The sequence below is a fragment of the Exiguobacterium sp. s40 genome (assembly GCF_018617905.1).
In the GTDB taxonomy this organism is placed as follows: domain Bacteria; phylum Bacillota; class Bacilli; order Exiguobacteriales; family Exiguobacteriaceae; genus Exiguobacterium; species Exiguobacterium mexicanum_A.
The window spans coordinates 17020-42178 of sequence record NZ_JACSLC010000019.1 but is presented as its reverse complement, the minus strand read 5'-3'; the positions used below and the strand labels follow the sequence as shown (position 1 = coordinate 42178).

Here is a 25159-nt window from a genome sequence, read left to right as displayed (position 1 = left end):
GGCTGAAGGACAAGGAAAACAGATGAGCGTCATCCCAAACGGGACGACGCTCATCTGTTCAAAATCATTTGAAGTTTTTCAGTGCCCTCCCATGGTAGGCGGGAGCTCTCGATTATGCGTTGACGTCGTAACCCTGTTCTTCGATGGCTTCGATCATCGTTTTCACTGAAATTTTATCGTTGTGGATGACATCGACCCGATGGTCCTGTAACGAGACGATCGCTGACTCGACGCCTTCAAGTTTTGTCAAGGCGCCTTCGACCGCCGCCTTGCAGTGATTACATGTCATACCTTCTACTTTTAATGTCGTTTCATTCATTTTGATGTTCCTCCTTGTGTTTTCAATCGTAACGCGTTCAAGACGACCGAGACCGAACTGAACGCCATGGCCGCCCCGGCAATCCATGGGGCGAGCAAACCGGCCGCTGCGACCGGGATACCGAGACTGTTATAGGCAAGCGCCCAGAACAAATTTTGACGAATGTTACGCATCGTCAACGCACTCATCTCGATGGCACGGTTCACCCCATCGATATCTTGCCCCATCACGGTGACATCGGCCGCCTCAAGGGCGATATCCGTCCCGCTTCCGAAGGCGATGCCGACGTCAGCGACAGCAAGCGCCGGCGCGTCATTCATCCCGTCCCCGACCATGGCCACACGGCCCTGGCGTTTCAGCGCCTCGACATGATCCGCCTTCTCGACGGGCAATACCTCGGCGATGACATTCGTTTCCGGAATCCCGAGTTGACGGGCGACGTCGAATGCGACTTCTTTCCGATCACCGGTCAAGACGTAGACTTGTCTCGTCTTGGCAAGTTGTTGGACGACGGCACGGCTTTGGTCTTTCAACCGATCTTGCAGACCGAACGCCGCAACGACCCCAGACTCGTCGGCCACATAGACCGGCGTCATCGCCTGCATGTCCCACTCCGGTAATGCAAATCCGGCTTCTTGCATCATACGGACCGAGCCGATAAGAAGAGGTTTCCCATCTACGACCGCTTTCAATCCTCGACCGGCCAACTCTTCAACGCGTTCGACCTGACCGTCCCCTTCGCCCCGACCGATTGCCTCGGCGAGCGGGTGCGTCGACTGACGTTCGGCCATGACGGCTTGTTTCAAGAACGACGTCTCTCCGAACGTCGCCACGACTTCCGGCGTACCTTTCGTGAGCGTCCCCGTCTTATCGAAGACGACGATATCGACACCATTCAACGATTCGAGCTGACCGCCACCTTTGAACAAGACACCACGTTCGGCGGCACGGCCCGTCCCGACCATGATCGATGTCGGTGTCGCGAGACCGAGCGCACACGGACAAGCGATAACGAGAACGGCAATCGAGGCCCGGATCGCCATGTCCAAATCATTGAAGCCAAGCGTCCATACGGCGAACGTCAAGGCACTGATGGCGACGACGATTGGAACGAACACACCGGAAATCCGGTCCGCTTGCCGTTGAATCGGGGCTTTGTCCGTCTGCGCCTGTTCAACAACACGAACAATTTGCGCGAGCATCGTCTCGCTGCCAACACGTTCGGCGACCATCAAGACCCGGTGCGAGCGGTTAATCGTTCCGCCGACAACATCGGCGCCGACACTTTTCTCAGATGGGATTGATTCCCCGGTCAACATCGACTCATCGATGACCGTCTCACCTTCGACGATTTTTCCATCGACCGGCACTTTTTCGCCAGGGCGGACGACGATGACGTCACCGGCTTTGACCAAGTCGATCGCGACTGGCCGTTCCACACCGTCAACAAGTAAAATCGCTTCTTTCGCCTGTAACGATAAAAGTGACTTGAGCGCGTCCGTCGTTTTTTCTTTCGCTCGGGCCTCTAACCATTTCCCGAGCAATACGAGCGTTATCAAAACGGCACTCGTCTCAAAATAGAGCGACGGATGCATCGGATGCACGAGCATCTCGAAGACGGAATAAAAGTAAGCCGCCGATGTCCCTGTCGCCACGAGCACATCCATGTTGGCCGCGCCGCTCTTCAGACTCTTATACGCCCCTTTATAAAACTGGGCCCCGATCCAGAACTGGACCGGTGTGGCGAGCGCGAATTGCCACCACGGATTCATGAGCCAATCGGCATGGAACGTCACACCCGGGATGTGCGTAATCATGACGAGCAGAAGCGGTGCTGACAATAGCGCCGAGATGAGCACTTTTCGTTCGAGCGGGCGGAGGTCGTGTTTCGGGGTCAATTCCGCTTTCCGTTCTGCGCCGTAGCCGATCTTCTCGATTCGGGCAATCAACTCTTCTTCAGTTATACCTTCCTCGACGCGAATCGTCGCCGTTTCAAGCGGCAAGTTAACGGTCGCTTCGACGCCGTCCATTTTATTCAACACTTTTTCGATTCGGGCCGAACATGCGGCGCATGTCATCCCTTGAATCGACAGTTCGACGGTTTTCATCGGTCCACCTCCTTACTTTTTGATGCGGCTGACGATTGTCATCAATTCGTCAATGTATGGGTCCATGTCTTCCGTTTCGCTGGCATGGACTAGACATTTGCGCATGTGGCGTTCGAGCAGTTGCATCTCAACTTGTTTGAGCGCAGCTTGAATGGCTGACGTCTGAGTCAAAATATCGACACAATAACGGTCGCTCTCGACCATCTTTTGAATCCCTCGTACTTGTCCTTCAATCCGGCGCAGCCGTTTGCTGAGCGCTTCACGCTCCGCGTCTTCGCGCGGAACAATCGGTTCGTCATGCATGAATTCTTCCATGGTTATCACCTCACCTTAAATATACCCCTACCCCGTAATGGTGTCAAATCATTTAATCAAAAAAAGAGCGACTGATTTGTCGCTCTTGCCCTAATCAATTGCGTTGGAACGCCTCGCTCTTCAAGACGGTCCGTAAAATTTTTCCGGTCGTGTTCCGAGGCAGTTCATCAATGATTTCAATCTGTGTCGGCTGTTTATACTTCGCCAGTTTCGTCGCCGCGAACGACCGAATCTCGTCGAGCGTCACATGCTCGTCACGAGTGACGATGAACGCTTTGACTGCTTCCCCTTGTTCTGCGTCTGGCACCCCGATGACGGCCGCCTCGACGATCCCCGGATGCTGATACAACACTTCTTCGACTTCGCGCGGATAGACGTTATATCCCCCGACGATGACCATATCTTTCTTCCGATCGACGATATAGAAGTATCCGTCCTTGTCCCGCTTCGCCAAGTCGCCGGTGTAGAGCCATCCGTCCCGAAGTGTCATCGATGTCTCTTCTGGGAGTTTGTAATACCCTTTCATGACGTTCGGCCCCCGGACGATCAGTTCACCGACCTCGTCGATCCCGACCTCTTCCCCGAGTTCGTCGACGACTTTGTTCTCGACGTGGACGATCGACGGACCAATCGAACCTGCCTTCCGCTCCCCATGGAGCGGGTTGAAGCAGGTGACCGGTGACGCTTCCGAGAGGCCATACCCTTCAAGGATCTTACATTCGAACTTCTGCTCGAACGATTCGAGCAGTTGCACCGGCAGGCTCGCCCCACCGGAGACGAAGACGCGGACATGCTTGAGTGCCGAGGCGTAGGCCGGGACTTTCATCGCCGTCTGTAACAAGAAGTTGTACATCGTCGGCACCCCGGCGAAAATGCTGACGCGGTGTCTCGGGATGAGGTCGAACACGTCTTGCGGCGAGAATTTCGGCAAGATGACAATCGTCGCCCCGCGAAGGAGTGGGGCATTGACGATGACGGTCAGACAGAAGACGTGGAACATCGGCAGCGCCGCGAGCGCTTTATCTTCCGGCGTGATCTCCAAATATTCGCCGATCGAATGGGCGTTCGAGAACAAGTTGAGATGCGTCAACAACGCTCCCTTCGGTTTCCCGGTCGTCCCACTCGTATAGAGGATGACGGCGACGTCTTCCTCATCGACCGTGACGAGTTCCCCTTTCGTCGTCGCGAACGCCTCCTCGAACGGCAAGAACTCGATGTCCCCGTCCCGTTTCAACGCCGGTACGTCCGCGTACGGGACCGAGATGACGAGGCGGAGTTGCGGTAACTTCGTGAGCGCGGCTTCTGCTTGCGCGACGAGCGGTGACAAGGCGACGATTGCCTTCACATCCCCATCGACTAAAATATAGGCCATCTCATCTGGCGTGTATGTAGGGTTGATCGGAATGACGACCCCACCTCGTGCGAGCACCGCAAAATAGGAAATCAAGAATGCCGGGCTATTCCCGAGGACGATTGCGACGTGGTCGCCTTGTCCAATCCCTTTTTGCTCAAGTGTCGCCGCCATCGCCTCGATTTGACCGAAAAACTGTCCGTAGCTGACCGTGTCTTCTCCAAACACGTAGGCCGCCTTATTCGGATGCGCGGCCACAACGCCCTGTAGTGCCGTGACTAAGTTTGCCATGGTAATCCCCCTTTGAAAATGAATGACTATTCACTTTTGAGCCGTAAAAAAGAGCACGGCATCCGCGCTCTTTTTCAGTTATCTTCATTGTACATGAAACGGCTCAATAAGAAAACGCTTTCAAGTCCATCGTCTTCAAATGATACAAACCGGTCCGGCTCTGTACGTGGACGAGCGCCTGCAGTGTCTCGTCATCCATGAGCAAATCGTCCATCAATTTGTGGAGCGCCGACTTCTTCGCTTCGGTCGTTGCCGTGATGAAAAAGATCGCCTCGGCCCGAATGGTTTCAGCAGCAATCGTCTGCATCGCAAACGGGTGATTAAGATGTAACAACGTGATTCCATCTTGTTTCGAGACGTGGAGCGGTACATCGACGACAGCGACCGGTACGGCGACATCTGTCACGCCCGACGGGATCGTCCGCTCTTGTTCGATGACGACGCGCGCGAATGACTCATCGACAATCCCTCTTCCTTCTAACTCAAGACCGATCGCGCGGACAGCGAGGTCAAACGTCGGTTGCTCCGTCACCCACATCCAATTCGCGTCCATCCACTCTGTGATAAATCGGTACATATTGTTTCCTCCTATTGGTTGAACCCAATTTACGAAAGCGCTTGCATTGATTATGATACGCCTCGTCGAAACGACGCGCAACGGTCCACACAAGATGTCACGAAAACGCCAAAAAGAAGGGACCCTATTCAGAGCCCCTTCTTCCCTCAAACCCGCTTCAGCTAATGAGATCGACGAGTTCTTCGAGCTCGACGTTGCCAAAGTAATGTTTGACGTCAAGCTGTGACAATTGTTCCCGAATCGCGCCGCGTTCGAAGCGCGTCCCGACGAGCACTTGTTCAACATCCTGGATATCACCGACGCCGAAGAAGTCGCCGTAGATTTTTGCTTCCGTAATCGTCCCTTTGTTGACGTTCAAGCGGACATCAATCGTGCCGATCGGGAATCGACGTTTCGACTCGACATCAAACTTCGGCGATTTCCCGAAGTTCCAGTCCCAGTTCGCATAGCGTTCTTTCGAGATATCTTGGACGATTTCCCAGTCCTCGTCACGAAGGACGTAACGTTCCGGTTCCTGTCCATCGTAAATTGAATGAAGTAGCGCCTCGACGAAGTCCTCCATCGCCATCTCTTCTTCTAAGAATTCCGTGATGTTGGCGACGCGACTACGGACCGACTTGATCCCTTTCGAGCGCATCTTCTCTTCCGAGACGTTGAGCGAGTTGACGACTTCCTCGATGTTCGAGTTAAACATGAGCGTCCCGTGGCTGAACATGCGGCCGCGCGTCGTGAACTGGGCGTTACCGCTGATTTTGCGTTCGCCGACTTGAATGTCGTTGCGTCCCGTCAATTCTGCCTCGACTCCTAGTTGTTTCAAGGCATCAACAATCGGTTGCGTGAACTTCTTATAGTTATTGAACGAGTTGCCGTCATCTTTTGTGATGAAGCTGAAGTTCAAGTTCCCTTCATCATGATAGACGGCACCACCGCCTGAGAGACGACGGACGACGTCAATCCCATTCTCTTCGATATACTTCAAATTGACTTCTTCTGATGTGTTTTGGTTCTTACCGATGATGATTGACGGGCCGTTAATATAGAACAAGAAATAGTCCTCGTGCTCGACGTTCAAATGTTTGAGGATATACTCTTCGACCGCCAAGTTGAGTTTTGGGTCCCGGATATCCGGGTTGAAAATAAATTTCACAGTAGGTTCCTCCTAAGGATAATCATTAATTGTATTATACGAGACGTCGGCCCGGCGCTACAACTTGTTTACTTCCATTCCCCGTTCATGACGCGTTTCAATGCGTTCGCGACGCCATATTCGTCATGACGCTCTGTGACGTGGTGGCTGATAGCAATCAAATCTTCATGACTATTTTCCATCGCGATGGCTTTGCCGGCGACTTTAAACATTGGGACGTCATTCAAGTTGTCCCCGATGACGACGACTTCTGACAAATCGACACCGAAATGTTCGGCTAGTTTTTTCACGCCGTGACCTTTATCGGCCCCGTTCGCCATGACTTCGATGTTATCTTTGCCTGAAGACGTGACGTATACCCCTTCTACGCGCTCATCGATTTCTGCCCATAGAGATGACATCTTCTCAAAGTGGCTCGAGAAAGCGATGAATTTATAGACGCGTCCGGCCTCATTCTTGATGAAGTCCTCGATGTCTTCGACGAGACGAACGTCCTCGTTAACGTAATATCGTTTGCGGAAAAACTCATACATCTCGAGCGACCGATTGTCTCCGTTCTGTTTCAAGTTCTCCATCGTCGCATCGATCAAGTCGAGTCGACTCGCGACGAGTCCCGCCTCTGAGTACATCTCATAGAAGACGTCCGAGTATTTATGGTCTTGATGCAACACCGATACGACCTCGAGCGCTTCTTCCATCGTCAAATCGATTTCATGTAGCACGTCGCCGGTTTCCGTCAACACTCGTCCGCCGTTTGAAGAGACAATCGGGCACGTGAGGCCGACCTCATCGAGGATTTCTTTCGCATTGAAGTAATTGCGTCCCGTCGCAATCGCAAAGCGAATCCCTTGCGCTTCTGCCGCACGGACGATTTCTGCCGTCTCGGGTGCGATTTTCGTGTGGTTGTGCAGGATCGTGCCGTCCATATCAGATACGAACAATTTATACGTTGTCATCAACATCCACTCCTCTTTTTCTGTTTCGCTTATAACTATAACAAAAAGAGAGGCAATCGGAATAATCCGACACCTCCCTTCATAAATCTTTAATCTTCTTCCGAGAGCGCCTTGATCTGTTCATGGACGCTCTTGATGCAATCCGGCATGCCGATCCCGTCATAGGCAATGCCCGCGAGCAGGATGCCTGGATAGACGCGACCCATCTCGGCGCGCAGCGCGCGGACCCGGTCGGAATGGAAAACGGCGTAGGGCGGCAACCCGTCCCGGAGCCGGCTGACAATCGTCTCGATCGGCGCCGCTTTAATTGTCATCAAGCCACCGAGGTCATGTAACGCCGTCGCGACAATTTCCTCGTCGGACGCATCGACGATTTCATCGGCGCCCGGACGACCGAGAAAGACGCGCAGGACGTGATACCCTTCCGGCACGGCGTGCGGCCATTTTTGGTCGATGAACGTGCACGCGGTGATTGTCACGTCCGCCTCTTGGCTCGTGACGAAACCTGTCCCGACGAACGGTAACTCGATATCGTCTTCTTTGAACACGAGCGAACACGTCGCCGTCGCGTGCGGTTTCATTTCGGCTAAGAAATCGCTCTCGACTTTTGGTAAGAACTGACGGATGAGCCGGGGCGGGACCGTCAAGATGAGGTAATCGGACTCGATATCGCCCCGGTTCGTCAGCAGGCGATAGCCGTCCTCAATCTCCTCGACTTGTTCGACCGAACAGTTCAAGATGATCTCGGTGCGCTCTAACCGCTCGGCAAGACGATCGGTGAGCGACTTCAACCCTCGTTTGAGTGAAGCGAACTGTCCGACTTTCTTGGCGCCGACTTCCGCGACTCGCTGTTCGGGGCGCAAGTGACGCATCCCTTCATACAAGTTCCCGTATTTCTTCTCACCCTCGATGAACTGAGGAAACGTCGACAATGCGCTCATCTGATCGATGTCTCCCGCGTAAATCCCAGAAAGAAGCGGTTCGATTAACCGGTCGACGATCGGGTCCCCGACCCGCTCCCGCAAGTACAGACCGAGCGAGACGTCCGTTTCCGGTGTTTCGACGTCCGGTGGCGATAAGAGCATCGTCCGGAGCGCGGCATGTTCTTCCTCCGATAGGAGCGTCGTGTCCTTGAACGCATCGACATCGAGCGGAATCCCCATGACCGTCTGTTTCGGAATTGGATGCAATCCGTCATGATGGAGCACGTATGCTTGGCCGACCCCATTCCGGACGAGTTCATCTCCGAGCCCGACGTCATGAATCAAGTCGGTCATCGCCGTCTTCCGGAACACGTAGGAGTCCGGCCCACGTTCGACCGCAAACTCCCCGGTCTCGAACGTATCGATTTTCCCGCCTAACCGTCCGCTCGCTTCAACGAGCTTGATCGTGACGTCTTCCGGCAAATAACGCTCGGCATAAAAAGCGGCGGTGAGACCTGTGATCCCACCACCGACAATCGTTACATTACGCATGATGTACAATCACGCTTTCCATGCGATCGGCGATGGCTTCAATGAAGCTCCGCTCCGCGTTTGGCATGTTCGGACGTGCATAGTGAACGCCAAGGCGGTCACAGACGACTTTACATTCCACGTCGTTGTCGAAGAGCACTTCGAGATGATCCGCGACGAATCCGACCGGCGTGTAAACGAACGCCTCGTATCCATGCTTTTCATAAAGTTCAGCCGTCAAATCTTGGACGTCCGGTCCGATCCACGGGTCAGGCGTGTTGCCTTCCGACTGCCAACCGACCTCGTAGTTCAGTACGCCCGCCGCTTGGGCGATTTTGTCAGCCGTTTCTTTCAATTGATCCGGATACGGGTCGCCGCCTGCCAAAATCTTCTCTGGCAGACTGTGCGCCGAGACGATCAAGCAAGCCTTCTCGGCCGGTACTGGCAAGTTCGCGAATGTCGCTTTGATCGCTTCTGCCCACCAGTTGATGAATTTCGGCTCATCGTACCACGATTCGACCGAACGGATCTCGATGCCGTATTTCGCGGCTTCTTCATGCGCCCGCCCGTTGTAAGACTTGACGCTATATGACGAGTAGTGCGGCGCCAATACGACCGAAACCGCTTCTTTGATGCCGTCGTTCGCCATTTGCGCGACCGCATCTTCTACGAACGGTTCGATGTGCTTGAGCCCGATGTAGAGCTTGAAGTCGATCTCACCGGCGTGACGCTCGTTCAAGATGTCACGGAGCGTCTCCGCTTGGTCGATGGTGATTTTCGCGAGCGGTGACACGCCACCGATGGCCTCATAGCGCTCCGTCAAGTCTTGGAGTGCTTCCGGTGATGGTTTACGGCCATAGCGGATGTGTGTGTAGTAACGCTCGATATCTTCAGGTTTGTATGGTGTCCCATAAGCCATTACGAGTAATCCGACGGTTTTCATAATGATTTGCCTCCCATTTTTTCACGTGAGTAGTCATGGATAAATGCTGTCAATTTGACGAGAACGGACGGATCGACTTCCGGGAACACCCCATGTCCCAAGTTGAAGACGTATCCAGGTTGTTTCATCCCCTCGTCGAGGATTTCTTTCACTTTCGCTTCGATGACCGGCCACGGGGCCAACAAGAATGACGGGTCAAGGTTACCTTGGACCGCTTTCGTGATGCCGCGGTCGCGCGCCTCTTGAATCGATAGGCGCCAGTCGAGTCCGACGACGTCGAGCGGCTGGTCTTGCCACTCTTCGACGAGATGGCTCGCTCCGACACCGTGCATGATGAGCGGGATGTCGAGCTTGCGCAACTCGGTGAAGATTCGTTCTGTCGTCGGTTTGATATAACGGACATAATCCTTACGGCTGAGCGTCCCAACCCATGAGTCGAACAATTGGAACGCCTGGATCCCGGCTTCTGCTTGTGCCGTCGCATATGTGATGACCATGTCGCCCAGTTTCTCCATGAGCGCGTTCCACACGTCCGGCTCGGCGTACATGAGTGCTTTCGTTCGGTGGTAGCTCTTCGAAGGACCACCTTCAATCATGTAGCTCGCGAGCGTGAACGGTGCGCCTGAGAATCCGATGAGCGGGACTTCCAAACGTTCCCGAAGCAAACGGATCGTCTCGAACACGTACGAGATGTCGTCCGTGTTGAGCGGTTTTAAGCGTTCCACGTCTTCCATCGTCCGGTACGGGTTATCAATGACCGGACCGATGCCGCTCTTGATTTCCACATCCACGCCCATCGACGGGAGTGGCGTCATAATATCTTTATACAGAATGGCCGCGTCGACCCCTAGTTGTTTTACCGGGAGCTCTGTCACGTAGGCACACAATTCGGCATCATGCGTGATTTCGAATAGTGTCCTCGTTTTTTTGATCTCACGATATTCTGGTTGGTAGCGTCCGGCTTGGCGCATGTACCAGACGGGCACATAGTCTGTCGCCTCTCCTTTAAACGCCTTCAAAATAGTATCGTTCATACGTCGCGTCATTCCCCTCTATAATTCTCCTACACTCTCTTCTATAGGTATGTGAACTCAAAAACATTATACAGAAATTAATTAGAATAATGCTAATGTGAAGCATTTTCATTGTGTTTTCTTTGTGTCATTTCTTTGGCGGATACGTGCGGAATGCCGAATTGAGCTGACCACGAATCAAATCGTCACGCTGTTTCGTCGACAAACGCTTCTCGCGCTCTTTGATGTCTTGAATTCTCCAGCCATCCTCAAGTTTCGACGCTACATCGACCAATCGCTCGACGTCATGGAAGGAATATTTACGTGATCCACCTTTTGTCCGATCCGGAAAGACGAGCCCTTTCGCTTCATAATAACGGACTTGTCGCTCCGAAAGTCCTGTCAGCTCAGTGATGACGCCCATCCCGATTACTTTCTTCGACTTATAGTCCATCCCTCGTCCTCCTCCTTCATAAAAAAACTATGTCAGATAATCTGACAAATTGCAATCCAAGTCGAATTTTTCGTCTTACACTGAAAACAACTTTTGAATCATCAATCGCAAAAAGGAGGAATCGCAACATGGAAGACATTTTATATTATATGGACACGCTGTTCGTACTCATCGCTGCACTGCTCGTCTTAACGATGCAACTTGGTTTTGGCTTGCTCGAGACGGGGACGCTCCGGGCTAAAAACGCCGGGCACGTCGCAGTCAAACAAATCATCAGCCTCTCTGTGGCGGCACTCGCCTTTTGGGCTGTCGGCTTCGGCCTCTCCTTCGGGGACGGGACCCGCTGGTTCGGGACGGAAGGATTCTTCATGAACGGATCGTTCACGAGCCTTGATTGGGCCAACGTCTCGATCGACATCAAATTCTTGTTCCAGTTGTCGTTCGTCGCTGTCGCACTCGCCATCGCCTGGGGCGGTTTCGCAGAGCGGGCCAAACTTTCCGCGTACGTCTTATTCGGTATCTTCTTCGTCGCCATCCTCTATCCGATCGTCGCCCGTTCCGTATGGGCCGGTGGACTCCTCGGATCGATGGGGATGCAAGACTTCGCCGGTTCGGCCGTCGTCCACCTTCAAGGCGGAATGGCCGCCCTCATGGCCACGATCATCTTGAAACCACGTCGTAAAACCGAATCACTCGCCGGTCACAACCACGTCTTGACGGTCGTCGGTGGACTCGTGCTCTGGCTCTGCTGGTTCGGATTCAATGCCGGGTCGACGATGTCGGTCGCAGACGGCTTCTTCGGTTACGTCGCTCTTACGACGATGCTCGCCACGGCTGCCGGTGCCCTCGGCGCCCTCGCCATCGTCATGATGCATAAGAAGACAGCGGACATCCCGACGATCGTCAACGGTGTGCTCGGGGCGCTCGTCGCGATCACTGCTGCCTGTGCCTTCGTCGAACCATGGGCCGCCGTCGTCATCGGTGCCGTCGCTTCGATCGCCACATACGGCACGAGCATCCTCATGGCAAAATATGTCGATGACCCGCTCTGTGCTTTCTCGGTACACGGGGTCGCCGGAATCATCGGGACGCTCGCGCTCGGATTCTTCGCCTCGCCTCGTTTGGTCGAAATCACGGGCATCGGTTCGGCCGGCCTCTTCTACGGCGGCGGCTTGGGTCAACTCGGTGTTCAAGCACTCGGCGTCTTGATCGCAATGGTCATCGCTGGTGGCGGTAGCTACGTGTTCTTGAAATTGCTCGACGTCACGATCGGTCTTCGTGTCACGGAAGAACAAGAAGATATCGGCCTCGACATCGCCGAGCACGGTGTATCCGCATACGGTGAAGTCGAGACAGAACCTGAAACTCCGGCACGCCTCCCGAAAATTCTCGGGTCGAGTGTATCGGTCATGTCACCGAAGAAATAACGACAACAGTCAGGGACACCCAAAGCGGGTGTCCCTGTTTCATGTCAGTCGGCTCAAATAGTACCGGACGACCATATATGCGAGCACGAGACCGACGAGCGCGTCCCACGTCGCCCCGAACATGAGCGAAGCCGCGCCAAGGGCGAGCATTTGCGCGAACAACAGCCGTGTCGCCCACCATTTATAGGCGACGAGCCGCTCGGCACGTGTGATCGGCAACCACGACGCCATCGACACCGTGTCGAGTCGTTTAAACAATGGGACGAGTTGCAAGGCAGTCAACCCGACGAAAAGCGGGACGACCAACCCGACGTACCACCCGCCCGAGAGCCACATAACGACGAGCGCGACGGCGGAAAGACGCAACACGAGATCGAGCGAGTCGTTCGAGCGCATGACCCGGAGGCCATAGACGTACCGTGCCGCATCGGCCCGTTTCAAGACCGAGCGCTCGAGCAGGCTGACGATGAGCGATCGTTCCCGCACATCTTCCCGCATCGCCGGGACATCGACGAACCAACTGACGACCCGGTTGAACTGGGCTTTGCTCTTCTCTTCAAGCAAGAGCCAATCGAACAGCGGGATGCGTCGATTTCGTCGCACGTGGAGCAAGACGAATGGGATGAGCGCCGGCACCGGTGTCAACATCGGCACACCAAACAGGATGAGAAAGCCGCTGGCGAGCGCGCTCGGCAAGACGACATATTTGACCCCCTCCAACTTGGCGAGCCGCCCCGCCACCGAGATCAGGACACTCGTCGCGATGATGGCCCCGACTTCGACCGAGGTGAGCGCTTGCGTCCGGACGAGCAACGGCAACACGACGAGCGTGATGAGGACGGCACGGACGGCAGCGAAGACGACGTTGAATAGTCGAACGCCGTTCATGAATGTTTGCATCTCACCGAGTCGCGGCAATAAGAAGACTTGGTCCGCTTCTTGAATCAATGTGCGGGGGCGATGCCCGAGCGGCAGAAGCAACCAGAGGAGCGCCACAATCCATTCACTCGGGAATGCCGGGTCCAAGTCCGTCAAGAACTGGTTGTAAACGAACGCTCCGTAAATGAGCGTGAAATAAAGTGTGAACAACAAACCGCCGTTCGCCACGTACCGGCTGTATTTCACGACGTCCTCCACCCAGACGCCAAATCGTTGTTTGAACGCGTTCATTGCTTCCGCTCCTCGGCATCAATCGCCTCGACATAAATGTCATCGAGCGTGGCGTCCGGACGAAGACCATATGTCTCGCGCAACTGCGCCGCCGTACCGGTCGCGATGACCGACCCCTGGTGCAAGAAAACGAAGCGGTCGCAGTGACGTTCCGCCGTCTCCAAGATGTGGGTCGACATCAAGATGGCGCAATCTTCCTTATACTCATCAAACAATCTCAATAATTGACGAATCGCGAGTGGATCGAGTCCGACGAACGGCTCATCGACGATGAGGAGCGGCGTCTTTGTCACGAGTGCACAGAGGATCATCGCTTTTTGACGCATTCCTTTTGAAAAAACGGACGGAAACCAGTCCAACTGCTTCTCCATCCGCATATCTCGGGCCAGTCTTTCGGTCCGGATTTTCAGGTCGGCCGCATCGATGTCATACGCTTTCCCAATCAAGGTCAAATGTTCACGCAACGTCAACGTATCATAAAGGATAGGGGTCTCGGGTATATAACTTATTTTCTTGCGATAGTTGTTTTCTGACGAGTCGAGTGTGAGACTATCGATTTCGACTAAACCCGATATCGGCTCAAGCAATCCTAGAATATGTTTAATTGTCGTCGACTTTCCTGCTCCGTTTAGCCCTATCAGCCCGACGAGCTCACCTATTTTCACTTCAAACGAAACATCGTGTAACACTTGTTTACCTATATAACCGCCGTTCAAATGGTCGACGTGCAACATGAAAACTCCACCCCTCATTTTCAACTTTTTTTTGTGATATATGTTTTAAAAGCTGTCACATGGGAATAATCTGAACTGTAAGGCATTTTAAAACTTATTCAATACTTCCATTGTTCCATAAAATTGCTAGTGAGAACAATGGACAAAACGGAAAGGAGAATGTTTTTATGGGTTGGATTATCACTTTAATTGTCGGGGGTATCATCGGTTGGTTAGCAGGTCTTATTTTAGGTAAGGATGTACCAGGCGGCGTCATCGGAAACATCATTGCCGGTATCATCGGTGCTTGGCTCGGTGGCCTCATCTTTGGAGACTTCGGACCATCAATCGGCGACATCGCGATTATCCCAGCACTTCTCGGTGCAATCATCTTGATCTTCATCGTATCGTTCATCATGAAGTCAATGAACCGCAAGCGTTAATCTATAGCTCACGAAAACGGGACCCTCGGCGAGGGTCCCGTTTTTTTGTCATGTCAACATGAGATAGAGGGCCTCATCCCGCTCGATGAATCGTTTCTCGCTCTCCAAGCGCAAAAACGTGAAAATCGACTCGAGCAACGTCCGATCGTAACGCCATTCGACACCGAGGTCCGTTTCGACTCGCTCGTTCGGTTCACCTAAAAGCGCAATAAGGTCATCCGGCCGCTTCTGTAAATTGATGTCGATGCGTCCGACGCGCCCGTCAACAAACCGCAGCTCCATCCCGTCATAGCGCCAGACGTCCCCTCGCTCCATCGGTTCACCAATCTCGTCGAGGACGGTTTGTTCACGTTTGTTCATCAGCCCTTCGATCGTCTCAATCGAGTGACCTGTCTGAGCTTCGACTTCGATTTCAATCAACTCGGCTCGATCAAGATCGAACTGCCCGGCGACGGTCTCAGCTTGTTCCGGCAACAAGGCAAACGCCAAGTCATCGTCTTCTGTCAGCGTCACGACCTCAGTCTCGGTCACCGTCGACCCATCGATGACGGCGACGGCTTTCACGTCATAACGACCCGGCATACGCTCGAGCTCCACCTCACCGCCCCCTTCATCAATTCGACCGACTTGTGCACCGTCCACCCACACGTTCGTCAACGGTACGTCCGATGTCACAACGAGCGTCTTCGGCAACAATTCAATCCGATAGTCCGAGAAACCAAACCGTCCTGCCCCCGTATCGACGAGCCGGAACAACCCATCCGTCTCCATACCTTGCTCCCGGTCGGCGCGGTCCTGCGCTACTTCTGAGATGGCCTCGCCCCGAATCGTCTTCTCTTCATTCAACCAACCCATGAAGCGGAGCGCCTCGGCTCGTGTCAGCGGTTCTGATTCATACTCGACGTTCTCCTGGAAGAAACTGACGTCCTCGTTCAACAGCGCCTCTTTGAACCGGACATGAATCTTGTCATTGGCTGCCGCCGGTTGATATCCCCAGCGATAGACGGCCCCGGCAATCAGCCCGAGCACGATTGTCGCAAGGAAGACATAATAGATTCGCCTCCGCCGTACCGTTTTTTTCGATCGTACATACGCCATCCGTTTACTTCCTCTCTTGATTGCTGTTGTTTCTAGTCTAAGACGATTCATCCTCCCGGACAATCATTCTTCCGCCTGAATTTCCATGTTATGATGAAGTGGAATAGTCATTTACGAATGGAGGAACCCACATGCACACTGAAGCCAACTGTATTTTTTGTAAAATCGTCCAAAACGAGATTCCTTCTCATAAGGTATACGAGGACGATGCCGTCATCGCGTTCCTCGATATCTCGCAGGTCACGAAAGGCCATACGCTCGTCATCCCAAAACATCACGCCCGAAACATTTATGAACTGCCAGCCGATGTCGCCCGGGACGTCTTCCAAGCCGTGCCTTCTATCGCAAACGCCATCCAGCGCGAGACGGGTGCGATCGGCATGAACATCCTATCGAACGCCGAAGCAATCGCCGGACAAACGGTTTACCATTTCCATATGCATCTGTTGCCACGCTATGGCGAGACAGATGGATTTGACGCAAAATGGGAGACGCACCAAGACGATTACTCCACTGAAGACATGCAAGCCATCGCTGCCGGCATCAAAGCGAAGCTATGAAAAAATGGACCGGTCGCTCCTGGAGCGACCGGTCCATTGTCTTATGTGCCCTTATGACGAATTGATCGAATCGAGATGACGTTTCCGCTCTTCCTCGATTTGGGCCCGTTCGACTTGTAATTTAATCGCTTGCTCGTACAACTGTTGCCGCGATTTGACAGATTCCGCTTGTTCGAATTCTTTTCTTAACAAATTTAGACGGGCGTCTATTTCAACGAGTCGCTTTTCAAGCAAAGTTTGTTTACGCGTCTGTTCATTCTGTTCCGACGCTTCATATCCCGCCTCGAGTGCTTCCAATATTGTCTGTGCCCAAGGGTCATCTCCCAGTCGCTTGGCCGCGTTATACAGGTCTAGCATGTCATCAACCCAACGCTTTCGCATGTTCACTGGAGGTCACCTTCCTTTACCCATAGTTTAAAATAAAATGATTTTTCGGTCAAAATTGAATGTTCTGAAAATTTTTATTTAAGATATAGGTTTTTAATCACTCTTTTTTGGTAAAATAATATGAAAAGAATGTATTGTAGCATCAGTGTGCTTGAGGAGGGGAATATATTGTCGAGTCACAATCGTCGAGAGTGGGTTGCATTTGGCTTCGTCGTAGCGTTTTTAGGGGTTGCGACCGTGAAGAAAATCGCCCGTGGAACGGCAAATGACGCCGCGGCCAATCAACACCGGGCGTCCACAATCACTACGTTGAAAGAACAATTCCAAAAAGTTGCCAAGGACGCGTCGCAAGTGGCCGCGGCCGGTAAATTGCAAGGGAAAGAATTGACGGATCAAGTGAAAGCCGAAGTCGAACGTTATCAACAAGACATTCAGCCTTCAATCGAGCGGATCCAAGGAAACCTAGACGAGCTTTCGAACGTACAGTCAGACATGACCGAAGCGAAAGCGGAAAAGACCAACTGACCGGTCTGTTGTCATCGCCCGTCGTTTTAGTCACATTGTATCCGGAAAGGATGGATCGACATGGAACATGAAAAAGAATTCACTGGCCCTGAGGCCATGCTCTATAGTCATAAAATCATTCAACTTAGTAAGGCATTGTGGAAGACGGTCGAGAAAGACTGGCAGAATTGGATCAAGCCGTTCGATTTGAACATTAACGAACACCATATTTTATGGATCGCTCACGCCCTTGGCGGCGCCTCGATCTCAGAGATCGCCAAATACGGGGTCATGCACGTATCGACGGCGTTCAACTTCTCGAAGAAGTTAGAAGACCGCGGTTTGCTCACGTTCTCGAAAAAGGAGACGGACAAACGCAATACGTACGTCCAATTGACGCCTGAAGGTGAAGCGCTCTTGCTCGAGACGATTCATGCGTTCGACCCGGAAGAGAACGGCGTCTTCCGTGCCTCGCTACCGCTCCAAGAACTGTACGGAAAATTCCCGGACTTGACGGACATCACGGCGATCGTTCGCCGCTTGTATGGCGACAACTTCATGGACATCTTCGCAGAAACGTCGAAAATGATCACGGAAGAAGCCGGACGTCGCCCTGAGGACGACGAGATCAGTAAAGAAGCTTGACCTGCCGATACAACGGTTCCGTGACGTCTAGCGCCATCCCTTGGCGCACACACGCCGCGAGAATCGTCTCGGCCTCTAACTGCGGATGAAGCATCCCGACGAAATGAACGAGCAAAGGCTCCACGGACGACAGCCCGTAGCGCATTTGCTCGTTTTGTCGTTCTCGGATATCATCCAACAACGCGAAAAACGCGACGACGTCTTGCCTTGTCAAATTCGCCTTGAGCACCTCATGTTCGAACGGCCGCTCCGACCAATCGACCGCCCCGAGCAACAGTTCCATTTGAAACGATAATTGATTGATTTTCTCTTCTAACGACACGCTCTCCACCCCATTATTTCACATTCTCTTTCATCATTATACGACACGTTTCTGTGCTATGATACTACACAGGCAAGAGAACAGCTGTTATCATTAACAAAATGTGGTATAGTCGGATTTAGAAACTTATAGATTTATAGGGGTGGAATATATGTCAAACGGAATGACGAATGAACCTAACAAACAGAACAAGAAGTTTTCAACAGGCGCCCTCGTCGGCGCGTCAGCGATTGCACTTCTCATCGGTGTCGGCGGCACGTATGCGGCGACAAGCGGCGGGTCTTCGGACAACTCAACAGTTGTTTCTTTTGAAGGCGGCGAAGTGACACGTGGCGAAATCGTGGACAAGAGCTACGATAGCATGGTCCCACAACTTGCGTTCCAAGAAACGATGAACGAATTGCTCGAAAAAGAATATGGCGACAAAGTCGAGCAAGACAAAGTCGATGAAGAGTTCAGCAAGACCGAAGAGCAGTTCAACTCGAAAGAAGAGTTCGAGCAAGCGATTCAACAAGCCGGCATGGCCAGCACGGACGAGTTCAAAGAAGCACTCCGTGGTCAAATGCTCGTCGATGCAGCGAAATCTGAGCTCGTCGAAGTAACAGACGAAGATATCGAAGCGCAATTCGCGAAAGAGAACGTCGAAGTCAAGGCGAGCCACATCCTCGTCGAGACAGAAGAAGAAGCACAAGCGATCATTAAAGAATTGAACGACGGTGCCGACTTCGCTGACGTCGCGAAGGAAAAATCGACAGACACAGGTTCTGGTGAAAAAGGTGGCGACCTCGGTTACTTCTCAGCCGGCGCCATGGTCCCTGAATTTGAAGAGTACGCGTTCCAAGAAGACGTCGTCAACAAAGTCTCTGAGCCGGTTCAGTCACAGTTCGGCTTCCATGTCATCAAAGTCATGGACCGTAAAGAAAAAGACCTTAAACTCGAAGACGAGAAAGATCGTATCCGTGAAGAATTAGCGACTGAAAAAGCCGCTTCTGTCGACGCGAACAAAATCTATGCCGAGTTAATCGAAAAATATAACGTCGATGTGAAAGATGCGAAAGCATCGAAGCAGTTCGACGCCGTGAAAGACGCCATCAAAGCGTCAGAAGAAGGTACAGAAGAAGCACCGGCCGAAGAATCGACCGAGCAATAAGCAAAAGACGTCCCGCGGGACGTCTTTTTTGTATGCCTTCATAGCTTCGGTTTATAAAACGCACGGTTATCGAGTGCCATGACCCGCTCAGTGAACGCTCCGGGTTCGATCCCCTCGAACGCCTTCTCGAACATGTTCATCCGGGCATCGATGTTGTCGATAAAGAACAACATCTCAGCTTCCGGGAGCTGTGGCGCGTTCGCCGATCCCCACTCCGGTTTCCCGTGATGACTGAGGACGAGATGTTGGAGCAACGTCACGACTTCGCGTTCGGTCCCGAGTTCTCGCGCCACGACCTCGATTTCAGACGCCATGAGCGACAAGTGGCCGAGCAGTTTGCCTTCAAGCGTATACTCCGGCGTGATCGCATCCGACAACTCGATCACTTTCGCCAAGTCGTGGAGCACGACACCTGAGACGAGCAAATCACGATTCAATTGCGGGTACAGGTCACACATCGTTTCAGCAAGTTTCAGCATCGACAAGACGTGGAACGCGAGTCCCGAATAGACTGCGTGATGATGACGGACCGCTGCCGGATACGTGAAGTATGCTTCCGCGTTCCGGTCGACGAGCGCGGTCACGAGCTCCTTCATCCCAACGTGCTCGATCGCCTCGATATAGCCGCGAATCCCTGTCTCGAGTTCTGACTTCGGCACTGGGGCCGAGCGTACGTATGGCGCGATGTCCGTCTCGCCTTCGATGATGGAGATTTGTTTCAACTTCAACTGGGTCCGGCCACGGTAGTCCATCACTTCCCCGGAAGCATGGACAATCTTTTTCGTCGCATATTTGTCAGTATCGGCACTGTCCCATACTTTCGTCTCAATCTCCCCGCTCTCGTCACATAGGATGAGCGTCAAATATGGTTTGCCGTTCCCGGCAAGTCCTCGATAAGATTGTTTGATCATGACATATTGGTTTAACGTGTCGCCCACTTTGAGCTGACCGATTTTAGTAGTCGTCAAAAAAGCACCTCTCTTCTTGTCAGTACTTTCATCTTAACGAAAGTTCGCCTGGGATGCCAACTTTCTTCAGAAAGCGGGAATACTTGAGGGAGAAGGAAATTGGGGGAATGGAAGATGAGTTGGGAATGGAAGATGAGTTGGGAATGGTATACACGACCGGAAGAAACCGTACATGTCGACGAGCATTACAAGGAGGCATATACGTATTGGCTCGAACAGTTGACGACGGCCAAAGTGACGAAAATCATTGTCGAAGAAGATTATATGTATGGCTCGCTCACGCTCGACTATGAACAGCTCGAGCGTGAACCGCAACAAATCGGGCACTACTTCGTGACCCGAGATTTCTTATGGACCATCGGCTTTGATGACGGCTATTGCGAGTCGGTGGCAACGAAACAATATGCCACCCCGATTGAAGCGTTTTATGATTTGCTCGCCGAAAAAATGGACTATTATTTCCACGGGATTGATGAATATGAAGAACGATTGATGGTCGCTCAGCGCGAAATGAGCGGACAAGTACCTCCTCAGTTTATGGATGAAATTTTTGGGCTCCGTAACGAAATCGAACGGTGGTCTGATACCGTCGTCCCGTATCGCGAACTGCTCATGGCCGGGCGCGAGGCGTTTCTCGACATGGACTTAAACGAATTGAAAGCGTATCGTCTCGCCAAGTATCGCGTCAATCGGCTCCTGACGCTCATCGAGCACTATCAGGAAGACGTCATCGCAATGACCGATTTGGCCGCGACGTTGTCAAACTTCCGTGGCAACGAAATCATGAAGGCACTCACCGTGTTCACGGCCTTGACGACGCCCGTCGTCGCGTTCGGTGCGGTCTGGGGCATGAACTTTAAACAAATGCCCGAGCTCGAGTGGCCGCTCGGTTATTTGTTCGCCTGGCTTATGATCATCGGCTTCACGGTTTTGATTTATTTCTGGTTGAAGCAAAAGAATTGGATTGGGTCGCTTCTGCAATTCCCGAATCAAATCCGCAGCCAAGAGAAGTTGGATAAACAGCGCAGCAAACGAAATAAGCAAAACTAGCAAAAAACGAACAAAAGTTCGGTATACTGAAAGGAGCAGATGATACAGAAAGGTGATGTTCATGGAACGATTGATCATCCATGTTGATATGGACGCGTTTTACGCCTCGGTCGAACAACGCGACCGCCCTGACTTGCGCGATAAACCGGTCATCGTGGGTGGCGCCCCCCACAGCCGTGGGGTGGTCGCCACTTGTTCGTATGAGGCGCGAAAATACGGCGTGCACAGTGCCATGTCGTCACGGCGGGCATTCGCGCTCTGTCCGCAGGCGACGTTCGTCAAACCGCGCTTTCACGTCTATCGGCACGTCAGCCAACAGGTGATGGCCATTTTCAAATCGATCACCCCGCTCGTCGAACCGCTCTCGCTCGACGAGGCGTACTTGGATGTGACAGAAAACACGCTCATGAGCACGTCGGGCCCTTATATCGCGCGCTACATCCTCGGGGAAATCAAACGGCGGACCGGACTGACCGCTTCGGCCGGGGTCGCCCCGTCGAAGTTCGTCGCCAAGATCGCCTCAGGATTCAACAAACCGAACGGACTGACGGTCGTCGAGGCGGCTGACGTCGAGACGTTCCTCGCCCCGCTCCCGATCACGACGATGCACGGGGTCGGCAAAGTGACCGCCCAGACGTTGTTCAAGCACGACTACCATACGATCGCCGATTTGCAGGGCACCCGCCCCGAGCAGTTGAAGGCCATCTTCGGCCACGACCGGGGAAATCAGTTATATGACCTTGCCCACGGCCGGGACAGCCGCCCCGTCGTCCCGACCCGGGAACGAAAATCGATTGGCTCCGAGACGACGTTCGCGTTTGACCTCGATGACCCGGAAGAAGTGTATGAACGTGTCGTCCCGGAAATCGAAGACGTACTCCATCAGCTCGACCGCCGCGAGCTCAGCTGTCAGACGGTGACGATCAAAATTAAGACGAGCGAGTTCCAAGCCCGGAGCCATCAAATCAAACTGAACCACCCGACGCACGACCATGATGAGATTAAACGGCTCGCCCGCCGTCTGTTTGACGAGATGGCGATTACCGAACCAGTCCGCTTGATCGGGATGACGGTCTCAGAGTTGATTCCGCGTACCGAAACGGCCCGTCAGCTCACGTTCGAGGAGCTGACGAAACCTTCGCTTGAAGAATGAATGGTCATTCAGTACAATGGAAGCAAAGGGGGCGAACGGATGGAACAGTATACGATCACAGCGTTCGAGAACGACGGCACGGTCGTCTTGAACGATTCATTTACCGCGGCAAGCGATGACGAGGCGAAAACGAAAGGCCTCGCGATGCTCGAGGAAGCCGGGCATCTCCATAAAGGGGCCCGCATCGCACGTCGCGGCCAACTTATCTACTTCGAGCGCTGTAAACTGCCAGGAAAACTGAAAGGCACGGCCTCATAACAGAAGCGCCTCGGGAAGCCCGAGGCGCTTGTTCATTCGCTATATTTGGCTTCCCACTCGCTGCGCCACTCCATGTAATCGGGATGCAGCTCTTCCGCCATCTTCCCATCGAGTGAATAGCTCGCTCCGGTAAGCGGCTCGGCCGAATCCGGATATGACGTCCCGTCGATGATTTCGCCGTCCACCATCATGACCGAGACGTTCGTCTGGCCGAGTTCTGCGACTTCATCGAGCGGATGGTTGCGGACGATGAAGTTCTCATGTCGAATGTCACGTCCAATATAGTCATCCGGCGGCGTCATCTGGACTTGCCACGTACTTTGCGTTAGCAACCAAGCAGATCTGCCTTTTCAAAGCTCGACGTTCTATTCCCTTTATAAGAGACGACGTCATAGCCTTGCTCCTCTAAGTACGCCTTGGCCACTTTGGCGTCCGCCCCGAGCGTCGGTGCCGGCTGTTCGCTCTCATTCGAGCAGGCCGCAAGCAAGAACACAGCCAAAATCATCTCAACTCGTTTCCACATCATCTCTCACCTCACCGTTTAGCATTTTTTTACACGTTCGGCAGAGCAAACAACATTTCCTTCAAAACGGAAAGATGAACAAAATCGTGAAGATGGCGATGACCGCTGTCACGACCTGAAGCGGCAAGCCGACTTTGACGAAATCGAAGAAACGGTAGCCGCCGATGCCGAACACCATCGCGTTCGTCGGCGACCCGAATGGTGTCATGAACGCGAGCGAGGCCGCGATCGCGACGGCAACGACGAGCGGGACGGGGCTGACTTGGAGTGCCGAGGCAAGCGACAGTGCGAGCGGAGCGAATAAGACGGTCGTCGCCGTGTTCGAGATGATTTGACTCAGCACCATCGTCGCGACGAAGAGTGCAACGAGCACCCAGACCGGACCAGCCTGCCCGAACGACTCACTGATCCATGTGACGAGCCACGCCATGATCCCAGCATTGTCGAGCGCTTGGCCGACCGGGATCATCGCTGCGATCAAAAGAAGCGAGGACCATTGAATCGATTGATACGCGACGTCCATTTGGCGGACGGCTCCGGTGAGCACCATGGCAAGCGCCGCGAGCCATACCGCTACCGTCGGGTCGACCCACTCGAACACAAGGAGCGTGACCATTCCGAGCATGATCAATCCCGCTGCTAGTTGATGACGTTCGGATACGGCCCGATTGGCCACTTCGGTCACATGCTCATTGGCAAGCAAGAGGTGTGTCTCGTTCCCGACCCGCTCTAAGTCGGTCCACTCCCCTTGGGCGACAAGCATATCACCTCGTTCGAGCAGCACATCTTTCAATCGGGTGATGGCGATTTCCTCGTTCGGGCGTACGACTTGAAGCACGTTCAATCGATACTCATTGCGCAACCGACTCTCGGACAAACAGCGACCGACGAGCGGGCTGTCGGTCGGAATCGTGAAAACGGCGACGCCCGACTCTTTGCCGTACACATCTTTGACGTTAACCGGCTCGACGACCAATCCTTCTTGTCGGGCGATGCGGTGGACATCCGTCTCATCACCACTGACGAGGACACGCCCTTCCGTAAGCACCGTGTCGGCTCGGGCCGTGATAAACCGATGGACCACTCCTTTTCGGTGTTCGCCGACGACGACCAGGCCGTCTCGTGACCACTTAACGTCACTAAGCGTCTGACCGACGAGGCGGTGTCCTTTCGTGATGGACAGCGCATAGACGGCTACTTGCGGTATCATCAACGGATGAGCCGCCGACGAACGGACATCCCCCGCCCCGAGCAGACGGTTCCCAACGACATAGAAATATAACAGTCCGACCACAGCCACGACGAGACCGATCGGCAAGAGCGCAAAAAATCCAAGCGTTTCCCCCGCCCCTCGGAGCGTCTCCGCGGCGACTAAGTTCGGTGGCGTTCCGATAAGTGTCATCGTCCCACCGATGCTTGAGAAAAAGGCGAGCGGCATGAGCAATTTCGCCGGGCTCGTACCCATCTGCCTTGACATGGCGAGCACGACCGGAATCAACAAAGCGACCGTTCCCGTGTTCGACATCAGGCTCGACAGAAACGTCACGGTGACCATGAGGACGAGAAAGAGACGTACTTCACTCCCTTTCGCGTACGGGATGAGAGCGACCCCTAACCGTTCGGCGAGTCCGGTGTGAAACAACCCGGCACCGACAATGAACAGTCCGGCGATCATGAGCACGACCGAATTCGAAAAACCGGCCATCGCTTCGACCGGTGTCAGTTGATTTGTCAAAACGAGCAAGAGGAGACCAATCAGCGCGACCAAGTCGGCCCGGAGCCAACCTCCGATAAAACCGATGATCATGACGGCTAAAATCACCAAGGTGACCATGACGTCCACCCTTTCTTGTGAAATGA

Annotated in this window: 29 protein-coding genes; 9 read left to right on the top strand and 20 right to left on the bottom strand. The window is 53.4% G+C overall.

Annotation, left to right across the window (positions count from 1 at the left end; genetic code table 11):
- Positions 1-112: 112 nt before the first annotated feature.
- From copZ to KNP02_RS13665, 11 genes are all read right to left on the bottom strand, one after another.
- On the bottom strand, positions 113-319 hold the full coding sequence (copZ, locus tag KNP02_RS13715; RefSeq protein WP_214709916.1) for a copper chaperone CopZ: 207 nt from the start codon (positions 317-319) through the stop codon (positions 113-115).
- A complete protein-coding gene (locus KNP02_RS13710) occupies positions 316-2427 on the bottom strand; it encodes a heavy metal translocating P-type ATPase (RefSeq protein ID WP_034776553.1) in 2112 nt (703 codons plus the stop codon). The genes copZ and KNP02_RS13710 overlap by 4 nt, the downstream gene beginning before the upstream one ends.
- Positions 2428-2439: 12 nt before the next feature.
- Positions 2440-2742: a metal-sensitive transcriptional regulator gene (locus KNP02_RS13705; protein WP_034776552.1), complete on the bottom strand. Its 303-nt coding sequence runs from the start codon at positions 2740-2742 to the stop codon at positions 2440-2442.
- 94 nt (positions 2743-2836) lie between these two features.
- Entirely contained in the window at positions 2837-4384 is a 1548-nt protein-coding gene (locus KNP02_RS13700) for a fatty acid--CoA ligase family protein (RefSeq protein WP_034776550.1), read from the bottom strand.
- Positions 4385-4487: 103 nt separating this feature from the next.
- Complete coding sequence (locus tag KNP02_RS13695; protein ID WP_034776548.1) at positions 4488-4961, bottom strand: PTS sugar transporter subunit IIA; 474 nt, start codon at positions 4959-4961, stop codon at positions 4488-4490.
- A 157-nt stretch (positions 4962-5118) separates the two neighbouring features.
- Positions 5119-6108, bottom strand: a complete 990-nt coding sequence (lplA, locus tag KNP02_RS13690; RefSeq protein WP_214709918.1) for a lipoate--protein ligase — start codon at positions 6106-6108, stop codon at positions 5119-5121.
- Between the two features lie 68 nt (positions 6109-6176).
- A complete protein-coding gene (locus KNP02_RS13685; protein ID WP_251129341.1) occupies positions 6177-7064 on the bottom strand; it encodes a Cof-type HAD-IIB family hydrolase in 888 nt (295 codons plus the stop codon).
- A gap of 89 nt (positions 7065-7153) precedes the next feature.
- Positions 7154-8539 carry a protoporphyrinogen oxidase gene (gene hemG / locus KNP02_RS13680; protein WP_214709922.1) on the bottom strand — a complete coding sequence of 462 codons (1386 nt, stop codon included), beginning with the start codon at positions 8537-8539 and terminating at the stop codon, positions 7154-7156.
- The gene (hemH, locus tag KNP02_RS13675) at positions 8532-9461 is read right to left on the bottom strand and encodes a ferrochelatase (RefSeq protein ID WP_214709924.1); all 930 of its coding nucleotides are present in this window, start codon (positions 9459-9461) and stop codon (positions 8532-8534) included. Before hemH ends, hemG begins: the two co-directional genes overlap by 8 nt.
- Positions 9458-10507, bottom strand: a complete 1050-nt coding sequence (hemE, locus tag KNP02_RS13670; protein ID WP_214709926.1) for a uroporphyrinogen decarboxylase — start codon at positions 10505-10507, stop codon at positions 9458-9460. The genes hemH and hemE overlap by 4 nt, the downstream gene beginning before the upstream one ends.
- 115 nt (positions 10508-10622) lie before the next feature.
- Positions 10623-10928: a MerR family transcriptional regulator gene (locus tag KNP02_RS13665; protein ID WP_214709928.1), complete on the bottom strand. Its 306-nt coding sequence runs from the start codon at positions 10926-10928 to the stop codon at positions 10623-10625.
- Between the two features lie 128 nt (positions 10929-11056).
- Here KNP02_RS13665 and KNP02_RS13660 point away from each other — a divergent pair, with 128 nt between their 5' ends.
- Positions 11057-12355: an ammonium transporter gene (locus KNP02_RS13660; RefSeq protein ID WP_214709929.1), complete on the top strand. Its 1299-nt coding sequence runs from the start codon at positions 11057-11059 to the stop codon at positions 12353-12355.
- 39 nt (positions 12356-12394) lie between these two features.
- Here the strand turns inward: KNP02_RS13660 and KNP02_RS13655 are convergent, their stop codons facing one another.
- Together KNP02_RS13655 and KNP02_RS13650 are read right to left on the bottom strand one after the other, a co-directional pair.
- A complete protein-coding gene (locus KNP02_RS13655) occupies positions 12395-13525 on the bottom strand; it encodes an ABC transporter permease (RefSeq protein ID WP_214709931.1) in 1131 nt (376 codons plus the stop codon).
- Positions 13522-14259, bottom strand: coding sequence for an ABC transporter ATP-binding protein (locus KNP02_RS13650; protein WP_214709933.1), 738 nt, complete (start codon positions 14257-14259; stop codon positions 13522-13524). The genes KNP02_RS13655 and KNP02_RS13650 overlap by 4 nt, the downstream gene beginning before the upstream one ends.
- A 167-nt stretch (positions 14260-14426) precedes the next feature.
- Here KNP02_RS13650 and KNP02_RS13645 point away from each other — a divergent pair, with 167 nt between their 5' ends.
- Positions 14427-14681 (top strand): GlsB/YeaQ/YmgE family stress response membrane protein, encoded by a 255-nt coding sequence (locus KNP02_RS13645; protein ID WP_114166416.1) that lies wholly within the window; start codon positions 14427-14429, stop codon positions 14679-14681.
- A gap of 48 nt (positions 14682-14729) precedes the next feature.
- Here the strand turns inward: KNP02_RS13645 and KNP02_RS13640 are convergent, their stop codons facing one another.
- The gene (locus tag KNP02_RS13640) at positions 14730-15779 is read right to left on the bottom strand and encodes a hypothetical protein (RefSeq protein ID WP_214709935.1); all 1050 of its coding nucleotides are present in this window, start codon (positions 15777-15779) and stop codon (positions 14730-14732) included.
- Between the two features lie 131 nt (positions 15780-15910).
- Between KNP02_RS13640 and KNP02_RS13635 the strand changes: the two genes are divergently transcribed.
- Positions 15911-16339 carry an HIT family protein gene (locus tag KNP02_RS13635; RefSeq protein ID WP_214709937.1) on the top strand — a complete coding sequence of 143 codons (429 nt, stop codon included), beginning with the start codon at positions 15911-15913 and terminating at the stop codon, positions 16337-16339.
- A 51-nt stretch (positions 16340-16390) separates the two neighbouring features.
- On the opposite strand, the gene KNP02_RS13630 is transcribed toward KNP02_RS13635, so the two are convergent.
- Entirely contained in the window at positions 16391-16720 is a 330-nt protein-coding gene (locus KNP02_RS13630; RefSeq protein WP_251129344.1) for a hypothetical protein, read from the bottom strand.
- 174 nt (positions 16721-16894) lie between these two features.
- Here KNP02_RS13630 and KNP02_RS13625 point away from each other — a divergent pair, with 174 nt between their 5' ends.
- Both KNP02_RS13625 and KNP02_RS13620 read left to right on the top strand, forming a co-directional pair.
- Positions 16895-17251, top strand: a complete 357-nt coding sequence (locus KNP02_RS13625; protein WP_235420126.1) for a hypothetical protein — start codon at positions 16895-16897, stop codon at positions 17249-17251.
- A 60-nt stretch (positions 17252-17311) separates the two neighbouring features.
- On the top strand, positions 17312-17875 hold the full coding sequence (locus KNP02_RS13620) for an HTH-type transcriptional regulator Hpr (RefSeq protein ID WP_021066715.1): 564 nt from the start codon (positions 17312-17314) through the stop codon (positions 17873-17875).
- Here the strand turns inward: KNP02_RS13620 and KNP02_RS13615 are convergent.
- On the bottom strand, positions 17859-18197 hold the full coding sequence (locus KNP02_RS13615) for a DUF1878 family protein (protein ID WP_242679007.1): 339 nt from the start codon (positions 18195-18197) through the stop codon (positions 17859-17861). The genes KNP02_RS13620 and KNP02_RS13615 overlap by 17 nt on opposite strands.
- Positions 18198-18348: 151 nt before the next feature.
- On the opposite strand from KNP02_RS13615, the gene KNP02_RS13610 reads away from it, so the two are divergent.
- On the top strand, positions 18349-19347 hold the full coding sequence (locus tag KNP02_RS13610; protein WP_214709944.1) for a peptidylprolyl isomerase: 999 nt from the start codon (positions 18349-18351) through the stop codon (positions 19345-19347).
- 38 nt (positions 19348-19385) lie between these two features.
- On the opposite strand, the gene KNP02_RS13605 is transcribed toward KNP02_RS13610, so the two are convergent.
- Positions 19386-20258, bottom strand: a complete 873-nt coding sequence (locus KNP02_RS13605; protein ID WP_214709982.1) for an HD domain-containing protein — start codon at positions 20256-20258, stop codon at positions 19386-19388.
- 171 nt (positions 20259-20429) lie between these two features.
- Here KNP02_RS13605 and KNP02_RS13600 point away from each other — a divergent pair, with 171 nt between their 5' ends.
- From KNP02_RS13600 to KNP02_RS13590, 3 genes are all read left to right on the top strand, one after another.
- Positions 20430-21365, top strand: coding sequence for a magnesium transporter CorA family protein (locus tag KNP02_RS13600; protein WP_214709946.1), 936 nt, complete (start codon positions 20430-20432; stop codon positions 21363-21365).
- A 61-nt stretch (positions 21366-21426) separates the two neighbouring features.
- On the top strand, positions 21427-22518 hold the full coding sequence (gene dinB, locus KNP02_RS13595) for a DNA polymerase IV (protein WP_251129340.1): 1092 nt from the start codon (positions 21427-21429) through the stop codon (positions 22516-22518).
- Between the two features lie 39 nt (positions 22519-22557).
- Positions 22558-22776: a YhzD family protein gene (locus tag KNP02_RS13590; RefSeq protein WP_034776515.1), complete on the top strand. Its 219-nt coding sequence runs from the start codon at positions 22558-22560 to the stop codon at positions 22774-22776.
- Between the two features lie 32 nt (positions 22777-22808).
- Here the strand turns inward: KNP02_RS13590 and KNP02_RS13585 are convergent, their stop codons facing one another.
- From KNP02_RS13585 to KNP02_RS13575, 3 genes are read right to left on the bottom strand one after another with little or no spacing between them, the layout of a single operon-like run.
- Positions 22809-23108 carry a hypothetical protein gene (locus tag KNP02_RS13585; RefSeq protein WP_214709957.1) on the bottom strand — a complete coding sequence of 100 codons (300 nt, stop codon included), beginning with the start codon at positions 23106-23108 and terminating at the stop codon, positions 22809-22811.
- A complete protein-coding gene (locus KNP02_RS13580; protein WP_214709959.1) occupies positions 23102-23302 on the bottom strand; it encodes a hypothetical protein in 201 nt (66 codons plus the stop codon). Before KNP02_RS13580 ends, KNP02_RS13585 begins: the two co-directional genes overlap by 7 nt.
- A gap of 58 nt (positions 23303-23360) precedes the next feature.
- A complete protein-coding gene (locus KNP02_RS13575) occupies positions 23361-25133 on the bottom strand; it encodes an SLC13 family permease (protein WP_251129339.1) in 1773 nt (590 codons plus the stop codon).
- Positions 25134-25159: the final 26 nt, after the last annotated feature.